General features: G+C 48.3%; 13 protein-coding genes. 12 read left to right on the top strand and 1 reads right to left on the bottom strand.

Annotated features, from left to right (window positions below):
- The first annotated feature begins 84 nt into the window (after positions 1-84).
- From M3630_RS13275 to M3630_RS13260, 4 genes are all read left to right on the top strand, one after another.
- Positions 85-750 (top strand): PspA/IM30 family protein, encoded by a 666-nt coding sequence (locus M3630_RS13275; RefSeq protein WP_173608178.1) that lies wholly within the window; start codon positions 85-87, stop codon positions 748-750.
- Between the two features lie 66 nt (positions 751-816).
- Positions 817-1,221 carry a DUF350 domain-containing protein gene (locus M3630_RS13270; RefSeq protein ID WP_251252406.1) on the top strand — a complete coding sequence of 135 codons (405 nt, stop codon included), beginning with the start codon at positions 817-819 and terminating at the stop codon, positions 1,219-1,221.
- 25 nt (positions 1,222-1,246) lie between these two features.
- On the top strand, positions 1,247-1,753 hold the full coding sequence (locus M3630_RS13265; RefSeq protein WP_016740757.1) for a DUF4178 domain-containing protein: 507 nt from the start codon (positions 1,247-1,249) through the stop codon (positions 1,751-1,753).
- Positions 1,754-1,770: 17 nt separating this feature from the next.
- Complete coding sequence (locus M3630_RS13260; protein WP_173608176.1) at positions 1,771-2,562, top strand: DUF4247 domain-containing protein; 792 nt, start codon at positions 1,771-1,773, stop codon at positions 2,560-2,562.
- A 76-nt stretch (positions 2,563-2,638) separates the two neighbouring features.
- Here the strand turns inward: M3630_RS13260 and M3630_RS13255 are convergent, their stop codons facing one another.
- The gene (locus tag M3630_RS13255) at positions 2,639-5,566 is read right to left on the bottom strand and encodes a collagenase (protein WP_251252405.1); all 2,928 of its coding nucleotides are present in this window, start codon (positions 5,564-5,566) and stop codon (positions 2,639-2,641) included.
- Between the two features lie 337 nt (positions 5,567-5,903).
- Here M3630_RS13255 and M3630_RS13250 point away from each other — a divergent pair, with 337 nt between their 5' ends.
- From M3630_RS13250 to M3630_RS13215, 8 genes are all read left to right on the top strand, one after another.
- A complete protein-coding gene (locus M3630_RS13250; RefSeq protein ID WP_251252404.1) occupies positions 5,904-6,524 on the top strand; it encodes a DUF4912 domain-containing protein in 621 nt (206 codons plus the stop codon).
- 10 nt (positions 6,525-6,534) lie between these two features.
- A complete protein-coding gene (locus tag M3630_RS13245) occupies positions 6,535-9,372 on the top strand; it encodes a 1,4-alpha-glucan branching protein domain-containing protein (protein ID WP_251252403.1) in 2,838 nt (945 codons plus the stop codon).
- A 30-nt stretch (positions 9,373-9,402) separates the two neighbouring features.
- Positions 9,403-11,808 carry a sugar phosphate nucleotidyltransferase gene (locus M3630_RS13240; protein WP_251252402.1) on the top strand — a complete coding sequence of 802 codons (2,406 nt, stop codon included), beginning with the start codon at positions 9,403-9,405 and terminating at the stop codon, positions 11,806-11,808.
- A gap of 18 nt (positions 11,809-11,826) precedes the next feature.
- On the top strand, positions 11,827-13,788 hold the full coding sequence (locus M3630_RS13235) for a glycoside hydrolase family 15 protein (protein WP_251252401.1): 1,962 nt from the start codon (positions 11,827-11,829) through the stop codon (positions 13,786-13,788).
- 19 nt (positions 13,789-13,807) lie between these two features.
- The gene (locus tag M3630_RS13230) at positions 13,808-15,232 is read left to right on the top strand and encodes a phosphoglucomutase/phosphomannomutase family protein (protein WP_251252400.1); all 1,425 of its coding nucleotides are present in this window, start codon (positions 13,808-13,810) and stop codon (positions 15,230-15,232) included.
- Between the two features lie 844 nt (positions 15,233-16,076).
- Positions 16,077-16,718 carry a serine/threonine-protein kinase gene (locus tag M3630_RS13225; protein WP_173608170.1) on the top strand — a complete coding sequence of 214 codons (642 nt, stop codon included), beginning with the start codon at positions 16,077-16,079 and terminating at the stop codon, positions 16,716-16,718.
- 77 nt (positions 16,719-16,795) lie between these two features.
- Entirely contained in the window at positions 16,796-17,245 is a 450-nt protein-coding gene (gene lspA, locus M3630_RS13220) for a signal peptidase II (RefSeq protein WP_173608169.1), read from the top strand.
- 45 nt (positions 17,246-17,290) lie between these two features.
- Positions 17,291-18,220, top strand: a complete 930-nt coding sequence (locus M3630_RS13215; protein WP_251252399.1) for an RluA family pseudouridine synthase — start codon at positions 17,291-17,293, stop codon at positions 18,218-18,220.
- The last annotated feature ends 9 nt before the right edge of the window (positions 18,221-18,229 follow it).

Below are 18,229 nucleotides of genomic sequence, written 5' to 3'. Positions count from 1 at the left end.
CTTGCGTAACTATCGTAAATACATGTATAACGGGGACGGCAAATAAGCCGAACTACCTAGCAGGTACTTAAGGAGGAATAATCCATGTCCATTTTTAAAAGACTGCGTGATTTGACCATGTCCAATTTGTACGCTTTGATTGAGAAAGCAGAAGATCCAATCAAAATGACAGACCAGTATTTGCGTGATATGCAAGAAGACTTGAGTGAAGCAGAGAAAGCGGTTGCCGCTCAAATTGCTCTGGAAAAGAAATTCAAGGTGCTGTATGAAGAACAGGAAGCCTTGGTGAAAAAGCGCGATGAGCAAGCTCACATCGCAGCACAAGCACAGAACATTGATCTGGCTCGACGTGCTCTGGAAGAAAAGAAAGCTGCCGAGCAAAAAATGAACGAATACAAGGAAAGCTACGAGAAAAACAAGCTGGCAGCCGACGGATTGCGCGAGAAGCTGGCTGAGATGAAAAAACAGATAACCGAGCTGAAAAACAAGCGCGAAACATTAGTTGCTCGCGTAAATGCAGCAAAAGCGCAAAAGACGATCAACCAAGCGATGGGTAGCTTCGACACGAACTCGGCTATGTCAGGCTTGAAACGCATGGAAGAAAAAGCACTGCAAATGGAAGCAGAAGCAGAAGCGAGCGGCGAGATTTACAAAAAACAGAGCTCTTTGGATGATGAAATTGCGAAGCTGAATAAGGATCAAGCCGTTGAGGACGAATTGGCTGCTCTGCTGAAAAAATATGAGGGGTAAACCGCTTCAGGCGGTTTCCCTTTTTTTCAGACCTTAAACACCTTGACGGAAGTGGAGTGATTCGCTTTGACGTGGACAGAAATACTAGGGATGCTGGTTTGGACAGGAGCCGGCGGCATTTTACTTTTTGTTTTAATGTGGATCGATTCGTTGTTTACGAAATACAAGGACATCACGGAAATCAAAAATGGAAACATCGCGGTCACGACGCGTTTTGTCATGAAGCTGTTTGCGCAAGGATACATCTTATCGCAATCTATCATTACCTCCAACTCATTGTGGACAGCACTGCTCTTTTCTGTGATTTCTTTTATTATTTTATTCCTTTTGGAAAGAATCGTGGAATGGCTGTTAAAGCAAGTAGCCGGACTGGATCTGGAAAAAGGGACGCAGGAAGGAAAGGTGGCTCATGCCATGATGGCTGGTTCATTCCATCTCGTGGGTGCCTTGATTTTGGCTGCATGTCTGTAAGACGTGAAAGGGAAGGGAGTACAGCATGAGTTTGATGAAGCGAATCCAAAACATTTTTGCCAAGCATGAGCCTCCTGCACCGGAGAAGAGCATTCTGACGGTGGGACCGGGTGATGTGGTCGATGTATCGCTCGTTACCTATCAAGTAATCGGGAAGGCGAGCAATGCGAGTCGCAAAGCCACGATGCTTACCTTGCAGGATGGAACGACCATTCGCTACCTGTATATCGAGGAACGGGAGAAGATCGTCTATCATCTGTATAGCGTCATTGATGGACGACTGGATTCAATAGACGAGGTACCGACCACAATCGAGATGGACGATGTCACCTACCATTTGGAGGAGCAATATAATGGCGCCATCCAGACTGTGGGAAAAGCGCCGTTTCACACATCAGGGGAGCAGTACATTTGGCAATTCCAATCGGATCAACGCCAATTGCTGCGGATCGAGTGGCAGGATGGCCGTTTCATGCTCTATGAGGGAGAAAGTGTTCTGCCAGCGGACGTGCAGGTATTGCGCGGCACATAGAGAGGAGGGACAAGTACATGCCAAATCCATGGATGAAATCAATCAAGCTCCTACTGATTCCGGCGTTGTTCCTCCTTACGCTAGCGGGTTGTGGCAGCCCTGGGGTTGGCGAGACATATCCGCTTGAATCTGTCTCTACGAAGGACAATGGACAGTCGTCACGCATCTACCGTGCGGAAAACAAGACTGTACCGGAAGTAGCCTCGGAGCTGGCGGAGCAGAATTCGCCAGATGAAATCTCCAAAGAAGATTCGCAGCATATGTTCCTCATTTATCCGGACGAGATCTACCATTTGCAGCAAGACGCTGCCAAGCCGACGGATACGTTGATCGAGGTCGACAGCAAAGAGTACGTCCGGCAAAACTACGATTCTTCGTTTTTGCAGGGATATATTGTAGCCAGCGTACTGGATGATTTGTTCGACGGACTTAAGAAAAGTACAAAGGGTAGCTATCGTGGCTACTCTAGCAAGGACATATACAAGCCTTCCGGTACGTATCGCGTGCCTACAATCGAGGACAAAAAAGTAGCGCCGCCAATTACCAAAGAGGGTACGGGAAGTATTTTCAAACGGGGTAATGCGAAGAACGCGGATGGTATGGTAGGTTCTGACGGCAACCTTTTCAAGAAGAAGGCGGATTCATCTTCTAGCGGTAGTTCAGGCAAGATTATTCGTTCTTCCAGCAGTCAATCGTCGAATTCAAGTGACTCTTTTTCATCCAAACGTTCGAGCTTTTCCCCGCCGAAAAGTAAATCGCCCCCACGAACGAAGGTTGGGGGTTCTGGGCGGATCACCAAGCGCCGATAACTGTAAAAACAAGAGAGAAACGAAGACCCCCAAACGATTTTGATAGCTCGTTTGGGGGTGTTTTTTGTTTTGCTGATTAACGCTGCTTGGTTTCTACCGTATACACAACGTCTTCATTTTGATATTTGTACACATACAAGAAGTAACGGCCTGGCTTTACTTGATAATGGGCACTTTGCAGATTTCCCTCCCGCTCTTGCGGGTACGTTACAGGCTGATCCAGATTTCCTTCATGGAATAGCATCCAAGTAACACCTTGTCCCTCTTGAGGGTTTAAAGAAATGCGTATTTCTTCTGGTTTATCTACTTGGAAGGCAAAGATATCTTGCCAATCGTTTCCTTTCATGTCCCCTGAAACAGTCGTACCAATCTTTAATGGACCATTTGCTTGTTCGGTAGAATCATTGCTCTCGTTTTCTTGATAGAGCTGCTCTTGTGGGCGATCTTCCCCCGTAACCAATAAGCGAAACGGTTGGTCCTCTTGTCCTGTACGATACGTATAAGCAGTCACATAGTAAGTCCCCGGTTTCGCATCGAATGATCCGATCAGCTTGTTGCCTTCACGCTTGGTGGGATAGGAGATGTAGTTCTCTCTATCAGACTCGTGGAATACAAGCCACGCCACACTATTGCCATTCTTTGTTTCCATCTCTACTTGAAGCTGTTGGGCTGATTTCACATCGAGCCGGAACTCCTGACTCGGTTTTTGTGGATGGATGATACCCGTGATCGGCTTACCTAATGAAATTGACGATTCTTCAGGATTTGGATTTGGATTTGGCTGTTCCGTTTCGGAGCCATCTTCTTGAGCCAGCTTCCCGTGGAACACGATATCATAGGCAAAGCGTCCATCTTTTGTTGTACGATAATTGGTAAAATAGCTCGTAACCGTGTCATAGCCATTCCAGGAGAGATCCGATAACTCCTTGAGGAATCCATCGGTGAGGCGGTTCATTTCCTGCCAATCCTGATATTCTCCTTGAGATGTTCCGCCCGTATAGACCCCGCGCAACGTGAAGCTGCGGAAATCCCCAGAGTCTTTTTCATCTGTTTTTACATCGGTCAGAGAGGCAACCTTTGCGATTTGACGATAAACCTCTTCTTTGTTCGTCACGTCTACTTTTTGTAGGTAATCATCTGAAACGAGAGGAACATCCAACTCTTCATACTGGTCGATCAAATCTTCTAACGTTTCTTGATAGCCACGTTCAAGTGCGCGATCATGGCTGAATTCTTCGATCAAGTCATCATAAGCAGATACATCATTGGAACGGATCGTATCATTGATTATATCCAGACGAGCAAAATCATTCTTGAACAGATGGTACTGAAGCGCGAATGAGTAGTCGTAGAATGCCAGGGTTCCGTATTTGGCACGCATCATATCGGCCGCAGTGTAATCGAGATAAGGCGCGGCATTTCGAATATTGCCTACAACTGACTGGCGAGGCTTGATTCCTTCTGTTCGGGTAGCACCTGCGAAAAACTCGGCTCCACCTTCCTCATACCAAGGCAAGCGACTGTTTTCATAAATCTTTCCCTGTCCCCACATGCCCGGCACTTCATATCTGCCTTGCAAATAGTGGACGAATTCATGACGGAACAGCTCTTCCAGACTGTAGATGCTTTGTTCTTTTGTCCGATCGTAGGTGAAAAAAGTGCCGGTACCCTCGATGTAGATACCACCATTATCTGTGTCGTATCCGTACAAGAAGCGATTCATTTTATATTCATCAGGCGTATTGTAGATGACAATAGTCAGTACATCATCCGGATTGCCGCTCTCAAGCTCCTTGTCATTGCCGATGACACGATGAAATTGTGCCTTCACTTCCTTGGATGCCCAATACAAGCGCTCAACCTGTTCTTCTGTTAGGTTGTCTCCTGTTTTGAACACAACCGCTCCGTCATCAAAAGTGAATTGCTGCGGAAGATAATGCTTTTTGCCTTCTTTTTTCATTTCCTCGAGGTCGATTTTTTTGCCATTGGCATCCTCGCCATATGCTTCCACGATTTGTTGGGCCGCAGTGAAGTATGGCTCGCTCCACTTTTTATACGTTTTCATCGCTTTGGTCAATATGTCATTGGCTTTGTCAGGATCACTGTAGTAGCTTCCTAATTTCCCTGTGTAATACAGGGCATTGTTCGTCAACCATACGTGATCAGCGGAGGTTTCCCCATTTTCGGCCATGTCAAAAATGGGGTCGATAAATGCGTCGATGCTGCCTTTCAGCTCGTCTCTTTCTGAATCATCTACTCCCCAAATCAGAACGTAGCCGACACCTTGAAGGACGCTGTAAAAGGCCTCGCTTGCTTCGCGATCATCTGACCATTTATCCCGATTGTCGTTAAAGTCCTCCATTACTTTTGTCAGAAGACCGATTGTCTCTGAATCAACAGTCGTGTTGCTAATTAATTTTCCCGTAGAACTGATGATTTCATTTTGAGTCTTTGTACCTAAGGCAAAATTTTCATTGGTAGTAATTGCTTGAAGGGCTGGAATAATCCTTTGCTTATACTTTGGCTCCATCAAATACTTTAATTCATTATGGTAGTACCCCAAGTAATACCCCGAACGCAAAACCTCTACATAGGTATGGATGCCCTGCTCGTCATCCTTAGTAAAGTTTTTGCCACTCTCTTGCAGGGCATCGATGATGGCCTGAACCCGCTCCCGATCCTCATAAAATTCCTGAGTGTCGTCGTTGTAAATAAACAGCTCGGGGATTTGCGTCCAACTGATTTCCTTCAACAATTCAACAAGCTCTGAATTCTCCAATGTATTCAGATGCGAGATGCTGTACTTCTCCTGTTTGGCTGCTTGGCGTAATTGTGTTTTCGACATGTTTTCCTGAACAGGTGTATGACCAATCTGCGAATCAATGGGCTCTTGGGATAGGATTTGCGGTGTGCTTTTGGCTTGAGCTGCTAGTGGCAAGCCAGCCGCTACCGTTGAAATTGCAATTGATCCTGCTGTTACCATGCTAATCCATGAACGATTCATTTCTTTCGTTGACTCCTTTTTCATTCATTGTGAAAGTAGAAGTGAATATTTTATAGTATCGGTATCCAACATGAAAATCCTTACAAATAAAACAAAAGATGACGGAATATAGCTCTTTTTTTCTATTTGGCAAAAAGAAAAGAATGTCTAGTGAAGTAGCTTTGTAAGTATGGAAAGAGAGCGACTTTTGTTTGCCCATGACGAAAACATGATTGTTGATCGACAAAAGAAGAAGGGATGTGCATCCAGCATTCGACAGTCTTTGTTAGCCGCATTGGCTATGATTGACATTGGGAAAGCACAGATAGGCGAAGTTGGCGGAGGGGAGTGCTAGAAGATGCTGGAAAAAATTCTCGAACTGCGTTCACGATCCATGTCCATTGCACAAATTGCCAAAGAGTGCGGCTTAACGATCGGTCAAGTAAAGTATCGTCTGCAAAAAGACCGTGCCAAGCCAGAGGCATCATCTCCCGCTAGAAGAGAATTGGAATGGCAATTGCCTGGGTTTTATGGTCGGGACATTGTCAAAGTGATGGTACAAGGACCGACGGTGTTATTCATCTATTGGGAAATCACTTGGCCGCGCATGAGAATGGTCGCATCGTACCTGCAAGCCGATTATCGTCACATCCAGAAGGGCTTGCGTCTGTATGATGTGACCGAACGCTTATTTGATGGAAAAAATGCGCATTCCGTCCGAGCTGTGTTCGTACATGAAGAGGCTCATTCCTGGTACGTGAAAGATGTAGAGCCAGGACGTACATACATTGTTGATTTTGGTTTATATGAACACAATCGGTTTTGTCCGATATTACGCTCGGAAACGGTAGTTACTCCACGCCATTCAAAAGCTAGCTGGGGGGAACCGCTAGTTGAGCCCGTCCACGATCCAGCTGCACCTTCCTGGTTTGAGAACTTTTCCTCCTATTCGTTGTATACCAAAACATCAAATAAGTGAGGTGTCATTTGTGCACAAAGGTTATCTCTCCCTCGTGTTGCATGCCCATCTGCCTTATGTCCGACACGGGGATCGGGACGATCGCCTGGAAGAGCGCTGGGTGTATGAAGCCATGCTGGAATGCTATCTTCCTTTGCTCATGGTTTTCGACAAACTCCTCTCAGACGGCATCGCTTTTCGCATGACCCTTGCTATTTCTCCGACATTACTTTCCATGCTGGATGATGATCTGATCGTGACACGTTTTCGCACACATCTAGCGAAGACCGTTGAATTGGCTGGGAAGGAAGTCAAACGAACCGCAAGTCAACCCCGAGAAAACCGTATCGCCAAAATGTATGTGGAACGATTTCGAACCATCATTGCCTATTGCCGCAAGTGGGATTTTCAACTGATCAAGGCCTTTCGGCAAATCGCGGACAGTGGATGCCTCGAACTCATCACTTGCGCTGCCACACACTCCTTTTTGCCCTATGTAGAAACAGAAGAGGCGATTCGGGCACAGCTTCTGGTAGGTATTGATACACATGAGCGGATTTTGGGAAGACGTCCGAAGGGAATTTGGCTGCCAGAGTGCGGGTATACACCTGGACTGGATCGTTTGCTGAAAGAAGCCGGACTTCGGTATTTCTTTGTAGACAGTCACACGATAGAGCATGCGACGCCTTTACCTCGCAGAGGGGTGCTGGCTCCCTTGTTTACGCCGCATGATGTGGCTGCCTTTGCCCGAGATGAAGTGGCTTCCCGCCAGGTATGGAGCTCGATCGATGGTTATCCGGGGGACTATGACTATCGGGAATACTACAGGGATATCGGGTTTGACAGGGAGATGAGCTACATCGAGCCGTACATCCATCCTGACGGCATTCGCGTGCATACCGGTTTGAAATACTATCGGATTACCGGAAAAGAAGGGGATAAAGACTGGTATGAGCCAAGCTGGGCGCTCGAAAAAGCAGCGTCACATGCGGGCCACTTCCTGTATCACCGAGAGCGTCAAGTAGAGGAAGCCAGTCACTGGATGGATCGCAAGCCGTTGGTTGTCGCCACTTATGATGCGGAGCTGTTTGGCCATTGGTGGTTCGAGGGTCCGCAGTTTTTGGATTTTCTCATACGCAAAACGGTTTGTGATTCAAAAAAAGTGAAATTAATGACACCATCTGAATATTTGGAGGAGTATCCAGAACAGGATCGCGGTCACTTGCCGATGTCTACATGGGGAAGAAATGGCTACGGAGAAGTCTGGCTGAACGAGAACAATGGCTGGATATACAGGCATTTGCATCAGGCAGAGGGGGAACTGATCGGAGCGATTACTACCTATTTTGAAATGAAAGGAGATCAGCTTGCCTTACGGTGCCTCAGGCAGGCCGCACGCGAATTGATGCTCGCCCAAAGCAGTGATTGGGCGTTTATTTTAGACGGTCAAACGGTCACTCGGTATGCGGTACAACGCATTCATGACCATTTGGTTCGCATGCGCGCTCTCTTGGCGATGTATCGGGAGCATCAACTGGATGAAGAGGCTATTACACAAGCAGAAGCTGATTTTCCGATCTTTCCTGACTTGGATATCACGTTCTATTTGCCTAAACAAACGCATAGAGTGAACGTATCGCGTCAATTGGTAGCGGCTGCGCAAGATCAGTCTTCGACAAAAACTGTTTTGATGCTTACATGGGAATTTCCCCCTCATGTGGTAGGGGGGCTTGGCCGGGCTGTCTACGATCTCGCCAGGCATCTTGTCCAGCAAGGAGTAGCGGTGCATGTGCTGACACGTGCGACAGATTCATGCTCCAAAGATGAGACGATGGAAGGGGTTCACGTACACCGTTTGCCTACGTATATTCCTTCTGAACAAACTGACTTTCTGGCATGGGTGTTTCAACTGAATTTGGCGATGGTCGATGCTGTCTCCCAACTATGGTCACTCGGGGTGCGGCCAGATCTTATCCACGCACACGATTGGCTGGTGAGTTGGGCTGCGATCGAACTGAAACAGAGGTACTCCCTTCCGCTCGTCAGCACGATTCATGCACTGGAACATGGTCGGCATCAAGGTATTCATACGCCGGTGCAGCAAAGGATTCATGAGTGTGAACGTACGCTAACACAAAGCTCTGACTCGATGATCGTATGCAGCAAGTATATGGAGTCGGAAGTGATGCGCCTGTTCGGAACGCCATCGTCCCAATTACGTGTCATTCACAACGGTGTCGATCTCATTCCCCTGCCGGATGTAAATCGTGAACAGCTTCGGCAGGAGTTGGCGATAGGGGACGGTCCTGTTCTCTTTTTTGTAGGCCGCTTGGTCCGGGAAAAAGGTGTTCACCTATTGTTGGAGTCCATGGCAAGGCTGCGCGATGAGTTTCCGCATGCGAGGTTGCTGGTAGCTGGCAGAGGACCGATGCAAGACGAATGGGAGCAGTTGGTCCATCAGATGGGACTTTTTGAGCAAGTACGCTTCTTGGGCTTCGTAGATGATCGAAGGAGAAATGAGCTGTTCGCCTTGGCTGATGTGGCGGTATTCCCAAGCTTGTATGAGCCTTTCGGAATTGTTGCACTGGAAGCGATGGCTTTAGGTACGCCTATTCTGGTTGCGGATACGGGAGGGCTACGAGAGATCGTTCGCCACGGCGAAAACGGCGCCATGATGTACACGGGTGATCCCGAATCGCTGACGAATCAACTCCGTTGGCTACTGCGCGACCCTGATCAGCGGCATAAACTGGCCCAGACGGCAATGCAAGATGTTAAACAGTTTTACAACTGGACACTTCTGGCTAGCCAAACCATCGATCTATACCGTTCGCTTGGCAATCCCGCGGAAATCGGCATGACAACATAGATTGCAACGATGAAGGAGGAAGAAAAAAAGATGAAGGCAGTAATCATGGCTGGGGGAAAAGGTACACGACTACGTCCGTTAACATGCCACACGCCAAAACCAATGGTGCCACTCTTAAACCGGCCTTGCATGGAGTACACGATTGATCTATTGAAAAAGCATGGGATTACTGAGATAGCAGTGACACTCCAGTATCTGCCTGATGTCATCCGAGATACGTTTGGTGATGGGTCTCGCTACGGTGTTTCGCTTGTCTATTTTGAAGAAACAATTCCGTTGGGCACGGCAGGCAGTGTGAAGAACTGCGCCGATTTTCTCGATGAGCGTTTTGTTGTGATCAGTGGAGATACGTTGACAGACATCGATTTGTCGGCAGCCATTCGTTTTCATGAGCAAAATAACGCACTGGCTACGTTGATTTTGACGCGCGTAGAAACACCGCTGGAATTCGGAGTTGTCATGACAGATGAGGCCGGACGCATTACCCGTTTTTTAGAGAAGCCGAGCTGGGCGGAGGTTTTTAGCGATACGGTGAATACGGGGATATACGTCTGCGAGCCGGAGGTCTTGTCTTCTATAGAAGAAGAGCGGGAAGTGGATTTCAGCAAGGACATTTTCCCGTCCTTTTTACAGGCAGCAAAGCCTTTATACGGATATGAAGCAAGTGGCTATTGGTCCGATATTGGCTCTATGGAGGTTTATCAGCAAGCCCAGTTTGATTTGCTGGATGGACGCGTACATCTCGAAATAAAAGCACAGGAAATCGCGCCGCGCATTTTCTTGGAAAATGATGTTCGCATCGATTCATCAGTCCGATTGGAAGGCCCTGTCTATATCGGTGAAAATGTACACTTGCAGGCTGGAGTTGCCGTCGGTGCTTATTCCATTCTGGGAAAAAATACGGTGATTTCTTCTGGTACGAAGCTGTCCAGGACGATTATTTGGGAAAACAGTGTTATTGGGAAAAAAGCAGAGATCACAGGAACGACCCTCTGCCGCAACACCCGAATTGCAGATTGCGTACAACTCGGGGAAGGGGCGGTCATTGGAGACCAGTGCCTCATTGGGGCGAAGTCAGTGGTAAAGGCCGGAATCAAAATTTGGCCGGATAAGGAAGTCGGGGAAAATGCGACTGTCACCACCTCGCTCATTTATGGTGCCAAGCAAACCAAAAACTTGTTTGGGACGCAAGGAATCAAGGGCATTGGCAATGTTGACATCACGCCCGAATTCGTCACTAGACTTGCTGCTGCCTACGCGTACTTACTACAAGCGGGGGATAAGATTGCGCTTTCGGCATGCGCACACCCATTTGCTCAGCTATTGAAGCATAGCATCATGACCAGTTTGTGCTCTTCCGGAATTGATACAGTCGATCTCGGGATTGGCAATTCACCTTTGATCCGGTACGGCGTGCGCTCTCTGGATTGCAAAGGCGGCATTCATGTTTATATGGCAGAGCCAGTCGATGATAAAGAGATTGTCATCCAATTCATCGATCAAGCGGGCTTGCCGATTTCCCGTGAGATGGAGCGCAAAGTTGAGAATGCCTACTGGCAAGAGACTTATGTTCGCAACCTGCATCGGTTGGGAGCACTGCAAGTCGAGCATCAAGTACAAGAGGCATATCTTCACGCTTTGGTTCAACAGTTGAACGTATCGTCCATCCAGCGTCAGCGCTTTCGACTGCTGATCGATTGTGAACAGCGTTTTTTTCCTACTTTTCTTGCGCCACTCTTGCATGCACTGGGAGTTACCGCCGATTACAGCTCTATACAAGAAGGTATTCGAAAAAAGGGAGCAGATTTAGGCGTTCGTCTCGATAAAAATGGCGAGCAATTTACCTTGTTTACCGAGCATGGAGAGAAGCTCTCGAATGAACAGATCACGGCGCTGCAACTGCTGGCATGCAGTGGTCAACATCGGCGTATCGGCCTGCCAGTGAGTGCCCCGATTGAATTGGAGCATATGGCCCAGCTGTTGCAAATGGAGGTTGTACGCACCAAGGTCTCTCCGCGGTCCATGATGGAGGTATCGAGCGAACAACGTTTTCATCCGATGTTTGACGCCGTTTACAGTCTCATGCGAATTCTTTCGTATCTCGCTTCTGAAGAAAAATCGCTCAGCGTTTTGCTGGAGTTGTTGCCAGCGTGCCATATGGAGAAAAAGACTGTCTTTTGCCCATGGGCAGCAAAAGGGAAGGTCATGCGCAGAGTGATGGAAGAAAACAAAGGCAAGCTGCTGGAGCTCGTCGATGGAATCAAGGTGTACGATTCGAATGGCTGGGTGCTGATTTTACCCGATTCAGAGGATTCGCACGTAAAAGTGATTTCGCAAGGGGCGACGGCAGAGACCGCGGCTACGCTTGCTTCTTCCTATGCGAGGCGAATTGCCGAATATCAGTTTCACGAAAAGAGAGAGATCGACAGCCTATAACGAAAAGGACGTGAAGGCATGCCGAGACCGCTCGTCGTCGGGAATGGAAAACTGCTGATTAATTTTGATGACAAACTGCACATGCGAGATCTCTATTTTCCGTATGTCGGTCAGCTGAATCATGTCGGGGGACACTTTAGCAAGCTGGGGATATGGGTACAAGGTCGCTTTTCCTGGCTGGATGAAGACGGCTGGACGCGGCAGCTCGGATACGGACAGGAGTCTTTGGTGACAGATGTTCATGCGCATCATGAACATCTGGGCATCTCCTTGCAAATCGCAGATGGGGTGCATCAGCGTGACCCGATTTATTTGAAAAAGGTGTGCGTTCGAAATTTGACGAGCGAGATGCGGGAAGTCAGGCTGTTTTTTCATCACGATTTCAGCTTGAATGAGACGGAGGTAGGGGATACCGCTGTTTTTGATCCCATCCTGCGCACCATTTATCACTACAAGCGCAATGTGTACATCATGGCGAATGGAAAGACAGATATGGGTGGGATCGATCAATATAGCGTCGGAATCAAGCGGTTCAACTATGCGGAGGGGACCTGGAGGGACGCAGAGGATGGTCTTTTGTCTGGCAATCCGATTGCGCAAGGCTCCGTAGATAGTACGATCTCTTTTTCCCTCACGCTGCAACCCCAAGAAGAGAAGGCGCTCTTCTACTGGATGTGCATTGGTGAATCGTATGAGGCTGTCAAAGGATTGAACCAGTATGTACTCGAAAGTGATCCGGAACATTTGCTCAATCGGGTAGCGGTGTATTGGCAGCGTTGGGTCAATAAGGAAGGGCGTGACTTTGCTGATCTTCCGGCAGAGGTTGTCAATCTGTACAAGACCAGCTTGCTACTCGTGCGTACGCAAATCGATCAGAACGGAGCGATTCTCGCAGCGAATGACTCGGATATTCTTCAATTCAATCGCGACCATTACAGCTACATGTGGCCAAGAGACGGGGCGTTGATTGCGAGTGCGATGGCGAAAGCGGGCTACACGGGAGTCGTCGCACCATTTTTTCGGTTTTGTGCAGACGCCTTGAATAAGGAAGGATATTTGCTGCACAAGTACAATCCGGATGGGTCTGTCGGCTCCAGCTGGCATCCGTATATTGTTGACGGAGAAATTCAGCTCCCGATTCAGGAGGATGAGACGGCACTCGTGCTGTATGCCCTCTGGGAGCAATACAAGAGCGGCAAGCAAATTGAAGATTGCCAGGCTCTCTATCCCACGCTGGTTCGTCCGGCAGCTCGCTTTTTGCTGGAGTATGTCCATCCAGAGCTGCAACTCCCAAAACCAAGCTACGACTTATGGGAAGAGCGACGGGGAATTTTTACGTTTAGCAGTGCTACGGTTTTTGCAGGCTTAATGGCTGCAGCTCGTTTCGCCCAGTTGTTCGGGGATGATCGGCGCTACAAACGCTACGCAGAAGGGGCAGAGCGCATTCGCGGGGCGATGGAAAAACATCTGTACGACCCTGAAAGCGGGCGTTTTCTGCGCGGGATTTATGTAAGAGCAGATGGGAGTGTCGAAAAAGATTTCACGGTGGAGAGCAGCTTGTTCGCCTTGTTTGCGCTTGATGTGTTTTCCGTAGATGATCCGAGGGTTGAGCGGACAATGGAAGCTGTCAAAAAAAGTTTGCGGGTAGACACGGCGATCGGTGGAATTGCCCGCTATCAAGGGGATTACTATTTCAAAAAATCACATGACACGGTGAAGGTGCCGGGAAATCCATGGATCATTTGCACTTTATGGGTGGCTGATTGGGAAATTGCCAAGGCAAAATCGCTCGATGAACTCCAAGAGCCAAAGAGCAGACTGGCTTGGGTCGTACGGCATGCCCTACAAAGCGGCGTGCTCTCCGAACAGCTCGATCCGTATACAGGTGCTCCTGTGTCCGTTGCACCCCTGACATGGTCGCATGCTACTTATGTTGCCACTGTTTTGCGTTATTTGGAGAAGGTGAATGAGTTGCGGTAACGAGGGGAGAGATGAGTAGATGACAACGATCCGTTTCGGTACGGACGGTTGGCGCGACATAATCGCAGATGGATTTACTGTCGAGAATGTCCGTATTGTCGCACAAGCCATCGCCAGCTATACCAAAGAAATCGGACAGCAGGAGCAGCCTGTTTTGGTTGGACACGACACGCGGTTTCTCGGGAGACGCTTTGCACAGGAGGTTGCAGCTGTCCTGACCGCCAATGACATTCGTACCTATTTGGTGAACGAAGCAGCGCCAACGCCTGCCGTAGCCTTTGGAGTGAAGCATTTTGCAGCGAGTGGCGCAATCATGATCACGGCCAGTCACAATCCACCCGAATATAACGGCATCAAATACATTCCGGAGTACGCTGGACCCGCAACGCCTGCGATCACGCAAAGATTGGAAGAGTGGATCAGCGAAACCTGCCAGACCAAATCGGTGCGTACGATTTCCCTCGCGGAAGCAAAGACCCGCAAGCTGCTGCAAGTTATTGTGCTGCGTCCTCATTACGAGGCGCATCTGAGACGGATGGTAAATATGGATGTTTTGAAAAACTCTTCCTTGTCCGTTGTTGTCGATGCCATGCATGGTGCCGGTATGGGCTATGTGAGCGGTTTTTTGTCAGAGGCGGGGGTGAAAAACGTCGGTATCCGAGAGGTACCGGATGCAGCTTTTGGCGGAGATTTGCCTGAGCCAAACGATAAGCATTTGCATTTGTTAAAAAAAGAAGTCGTAGAACGCCAAGCATCTCTTGGTCTTGCCAATGACGGCGATGCGGATCGCTTCGGAGTCGTCGACCGCTTTGGACAGTATATCACGCCCAATGAAGCACTCGTGCTGCTAACCTATCATTTGCGAAAAAATCGTGGCTTGACTGGACGCATTGTGAGAACAGTAGCAACCACGCATCTGCTGGATCAGATGGCTACGCATTATGGTCTTGAGTTGGTAGAGACGCCAGTCGGTTTCAAGTACATTGGTGAGGAAATGCGCAAAGGCGATGTGCTTATCGGCGGAGAGGAAAGTGGCGGGGCGAGTATTCTCGGTCACATCCCGGAGAAGGACGGCGTACTCATCAATTTGTTGCTTGCCGAAATGTGCGCGTATGAAAACAAAGGAATCGATCAAATACTGCGAGACGTCTACGAGCAGTTCGGCGAGCTGTTCCATACGCGGCTTGATATGAAATTGCCGGAAAAAGATCCATGGGTACAGCAAATGATCGCCAAGCCACCTGCACTCATCGGTCCTTATCAGGTTTTGGAGATTCAAAGAGTGGATGGGGTCAAGCTGTTGCTCGAGGAAGGACATTGGGTCCTGATCCGTCCGTCTGGCACAGAGCCGTTGGTGCGTATTTATTGTGAAGCAACGAATGCGGCAGCCTTGCAGAAGCTGCAAGATGCGATTCGCGAATGGTTTTTGGAGATTAATGTGTAAATTATGAAAGGGAGAGCCTGCATGATGTGTCAGGTTCTTCTTTTTTTGCTGAGGATCTTGCTATGCGGCTGCGGAGAAGAGAAGAATATTTCCAGTCTAGGCTCCAGGCTCCGTCCTGCTGAGGGCAGAGACTGTCCGCTCCGAAGGGATTCGCGGGGAAACGCAAAAGTGGTAGCCGCTTCGTAGCGCGAGCACGTTGCGTTTCTTTTGCCCGCGAATCCCTTCTCCGCTGGGGAGGACTCCACAAGTCGCTACGTCTGGAAATATTCTTCTCTGGCGAAACGATTACATTCTTCATTCTTTTAAAGCTTTAAAATGTGTGGTAAACACAGGAAGCTCGTAGAGGAAACAGGAGAAAAAAGCGAAGATCTTAGGGACACCGACCGAGGCGCAATGAAAAAAAGAGAAACAAGCTCTTAGCGTCCACCTCTGAGATACCTCCTGAAAGGACGACTTTGGACGCGGGTTTCGTTTTTTTTCATGGAGCCGGGCAGTCAATCTCCCAGCGGGTGGCCCTAGAATCTGAGCGTTTTCTCCTGTTTCCTCCCCACCACAACAGCACCATACAAGAGCCTTATTTTCCAAATGAATCAGTTAGAATCATTCGTTATACACTACATAAAAACAGGTACGATTGGTGGACATTCGCTACCCATTTACCAAATCAAAAAAATGAGGTATTCTTGTCCATATGCAATCCTTTCATTGGAATCGGACAGGACCTCCTGGCCCTACCAGTGCAAAGGATTTTTTGCCCCTTATAGGAAGTGTCTGAATGATCGTAGTAGTAATTTTGTTTTAACGTAGTTCGAAGTCGGTAACTGATGAGAGATGATGAGAAACGATGCGGATCGATCAGCATATATTGAAAGCTTTTTTACAGGAAGTTCAAGTGGAGAGTCTGTCGCCGGATGATCCAGTCGTCGTACACCACACGCCGTATCCGTGGGAGCTGGTCGGTACTGGCAATTATGCTGCCGTATTTGCCCATCCGGACTATCCGAAGGTAGTGATCAAGCTGTACGCACCTGGAAGACCAGGAGCCGAACAGGAAATCGAAGTCTATCGCAAGCTTGGCGAGACTCGTTCCTTCCCCATCTGTTATGATTATGGAGAAGGATACTTGGTCATTACGCGGATGAACGGCATACCCCTGTTTGACTGTGTGCGCTTTGGTATCCCGATTCCTCCGCAGGTGATTGAAGACGTGGAGGAGGCGCTAGAAGAAGCCCGCAGGAAGGGCTTGTTTCCACATGATGTCCATGGGAAAAACGTATTAATGGATCAGGGACGAGGGTATCTGATTGATGTATCGGATTACTATGTCAATGATACAGACACGAAATGGCGTGATTTACGCAAGGCGTATTACAAGGTGTATCTGCCGTTTATCAAGGATCGTGGATGGAAAATCCCATTGTGGATGCTGGAAGTCGTACGCAAAGGCTATCGACTGTACAAAAAAGGAAAGCGCTTGTTCACGTAGGCTGTCTCTGGTAAAATGATCATTTGACATTGTGTTTGTACAGTTGCTGGTCGAAGCAGAATAAGGAGGACATTCCATTGTTGTACTATCTCATTGCGGCAGTAATTATTGCGCTTGATCAGTTTACAAAGTATTTAGTCGTGAAGTATATGGAACTGGGAGAATCCATTCCTTTGATCGCGGACGTATTTCATCTAACTTCCCATCGAAACATGGGAGCGGCGTTTGGCATCCTGCAAAATCGACGTTGGTTTTTTATTGCCATTACCACTGTCGTTGTGATTGGGATTGTCATTTCCTTGATTCGCTTGGGAAAAAAACAGCCTCGTGCATCGTTGGCGCTGTCATTTGTCTTGGGTGGAGCCGTCGGGAATTTCATTGATCGTGCGACGTCCGGTCAAGTCGTAGATTTTCTCGATTTTACGTTGATTCACTTCCCGATCTTTAACGTGGCTGATATGGCCATCACGATTGGTGTGGGGATTTTGCTTCTCGATGTTTTTCTGGATGGGAAGAAAAACCGATAGTCATGAGAATAATAGTGGGAAAGCTCGGATAGGTGGAGAACATACATGAATGACACGCAATTATTTGAACGTTACGATTGGACGGTAGACCCAGCGGATACGAGCGAGCGCATCGACAAATTTATCACGCTGCAAAATGAAGATTGGTCCCGTTCACAGGTGCAGGCTTGGGTAAAGGAAGGTCGTGTCACTGTAAATGGTGAACCGATCAAAAACAACTACAAGCTACAGGCAGAGGACGAAGTGACCCTCCGTGTTCCGCCGCCCAAAGAAATGGCGATCCAGCCAGAAGAGATGTCGCTTGATATTGTATACGAGGATAGCGATGTCGTGGTCGTGAATAAACCACGTGGTCTCGTCGTGCATCCTGCTCCTGGTCATTACACGGGGACACTCGTCAATGGGCTTTTGGCACATTGCAAGGATTTGTCCGGAATCAATGGCGTTTTGCGTCCGGGAATTGTCCACCGCATTGACAAGGATACTTCCGGCCTTTTGATGGTAGCTAAAAACGATAAGGCACATATGGGTTTGGCTGAACAATTGAAAGCACATACAGTCAATCGGAAGTATGTCGCGATTGTTCACGGTGTCATCCCGCATGAAATGGGAACGATTGAAGCACCAATCGGGCGCGATCCGAAAAATCGCCAGCAAATGGCGGTCGTTTTTGAAAACAGCAAGCCAGCTGTTACGCATTTTATCGTGTTGGAGCGCTTTAAGGAGTACACGTTGGTAGAATTGAAACTCGAAACAGGACGTACCCATCAAATTCGCGTACACATGAAGTACATTGGCTATCCACTGGCAGGTGACCCGAAATACGGTCCGAAAAATACATTGGAGCTCGATGGACAAGCTCTGCATGCGAAAACATTGGGCTTCATCCATCCACGTACAGGAGAGCAGCTCGAGTTCGAAGCGCCAATGCCGAAGGAAATGCTTGACGTCATCGAAGTTCTCCGACAAGCGTAAAGAGAACAG

Origin of the sequence: Brevibacillus sp. MER 51, from assembly GCF_023714195.1 — a bacterium.
Classification (GTDB): Bacteria; Bacillota; Bacilli; order Brevibacillales; family Brevibacillaceae; genus Brevibacillus.
Note: the sequence above shows the minus strand (reverse complement) of the source record. Positions and strands in the feature narration are given on the sequence as shown.

Bases quoted from the DNA above. Each gene is read 5' to 3' on its own strand.
- M3630_RS13240 (WP_251252402.1), top strand. From the start codon at position 9,403: ATGAAGGCAGTAATCATGGCTGGGGGAAAAGGTACACGACTACGTCCG.
- M3630_RS13255 (WP_251252405.1), bottom strand. From the start codon at position 5,566: ATGAATCGTTCATGGATTAGCATGGTAACAGCAGGATCAATTGCAATT.
- M3630_RS13260 (WP_173608176.1), top strand. From the start codon at position 1,771: ATGCCAAATCCATGGATGAAATCAATCAAGCTCCTACTGATTCCGGCG.
- M3630_RS13230 (WP_251252400.1), top strand. From the start codon at position 13,808: ATGACAACGATCCGTTTCGGTACGGACGGTTGGCGCGACATAATCGCA.
- M3630_RS13275 (WP_173608178.1), top strand. From the start codon at position 85: ATGTCCATTTTTAAAAGACTGCGTGATTTGACCATGTCCAATTTGTAC.
- M3630_RS13250 (WP_251252404.1), top strand. From the start codon at position 5,904: ATGCTGGAAAAAATTCTCGAACTGCGTTCACGATCCATGTCCATTGCA.
- M3630_RS13215 (WP_251252399.1), top strand. From the start codon at position 17,291: ATGAATGACACGCAATTATTTGAACGTTACGATTGGACGGTAGACCCA.
- M3630_RS13235 (WP_251252401.1), top strand. From the start codon at position 11,827: ATGCCGAGACCGCTCGTCGTCGGGAATGGAAAACTGCTGATTAATTTT.
- M3630_RS13225 (WP_173608170.1), top strand. From the start codon at position 16,077: ATGCGGATCGATCAGCATATATTGAAAGCTTTTTTACAGGAAGTTCAA.
- M3630_RS13265 (WP_016740757.1), top strand. From the start codon at position 1,247: ATGAGTTTGATGAAGCGAATCCAAAACATTTTTGCCAAGCATGAGCCT.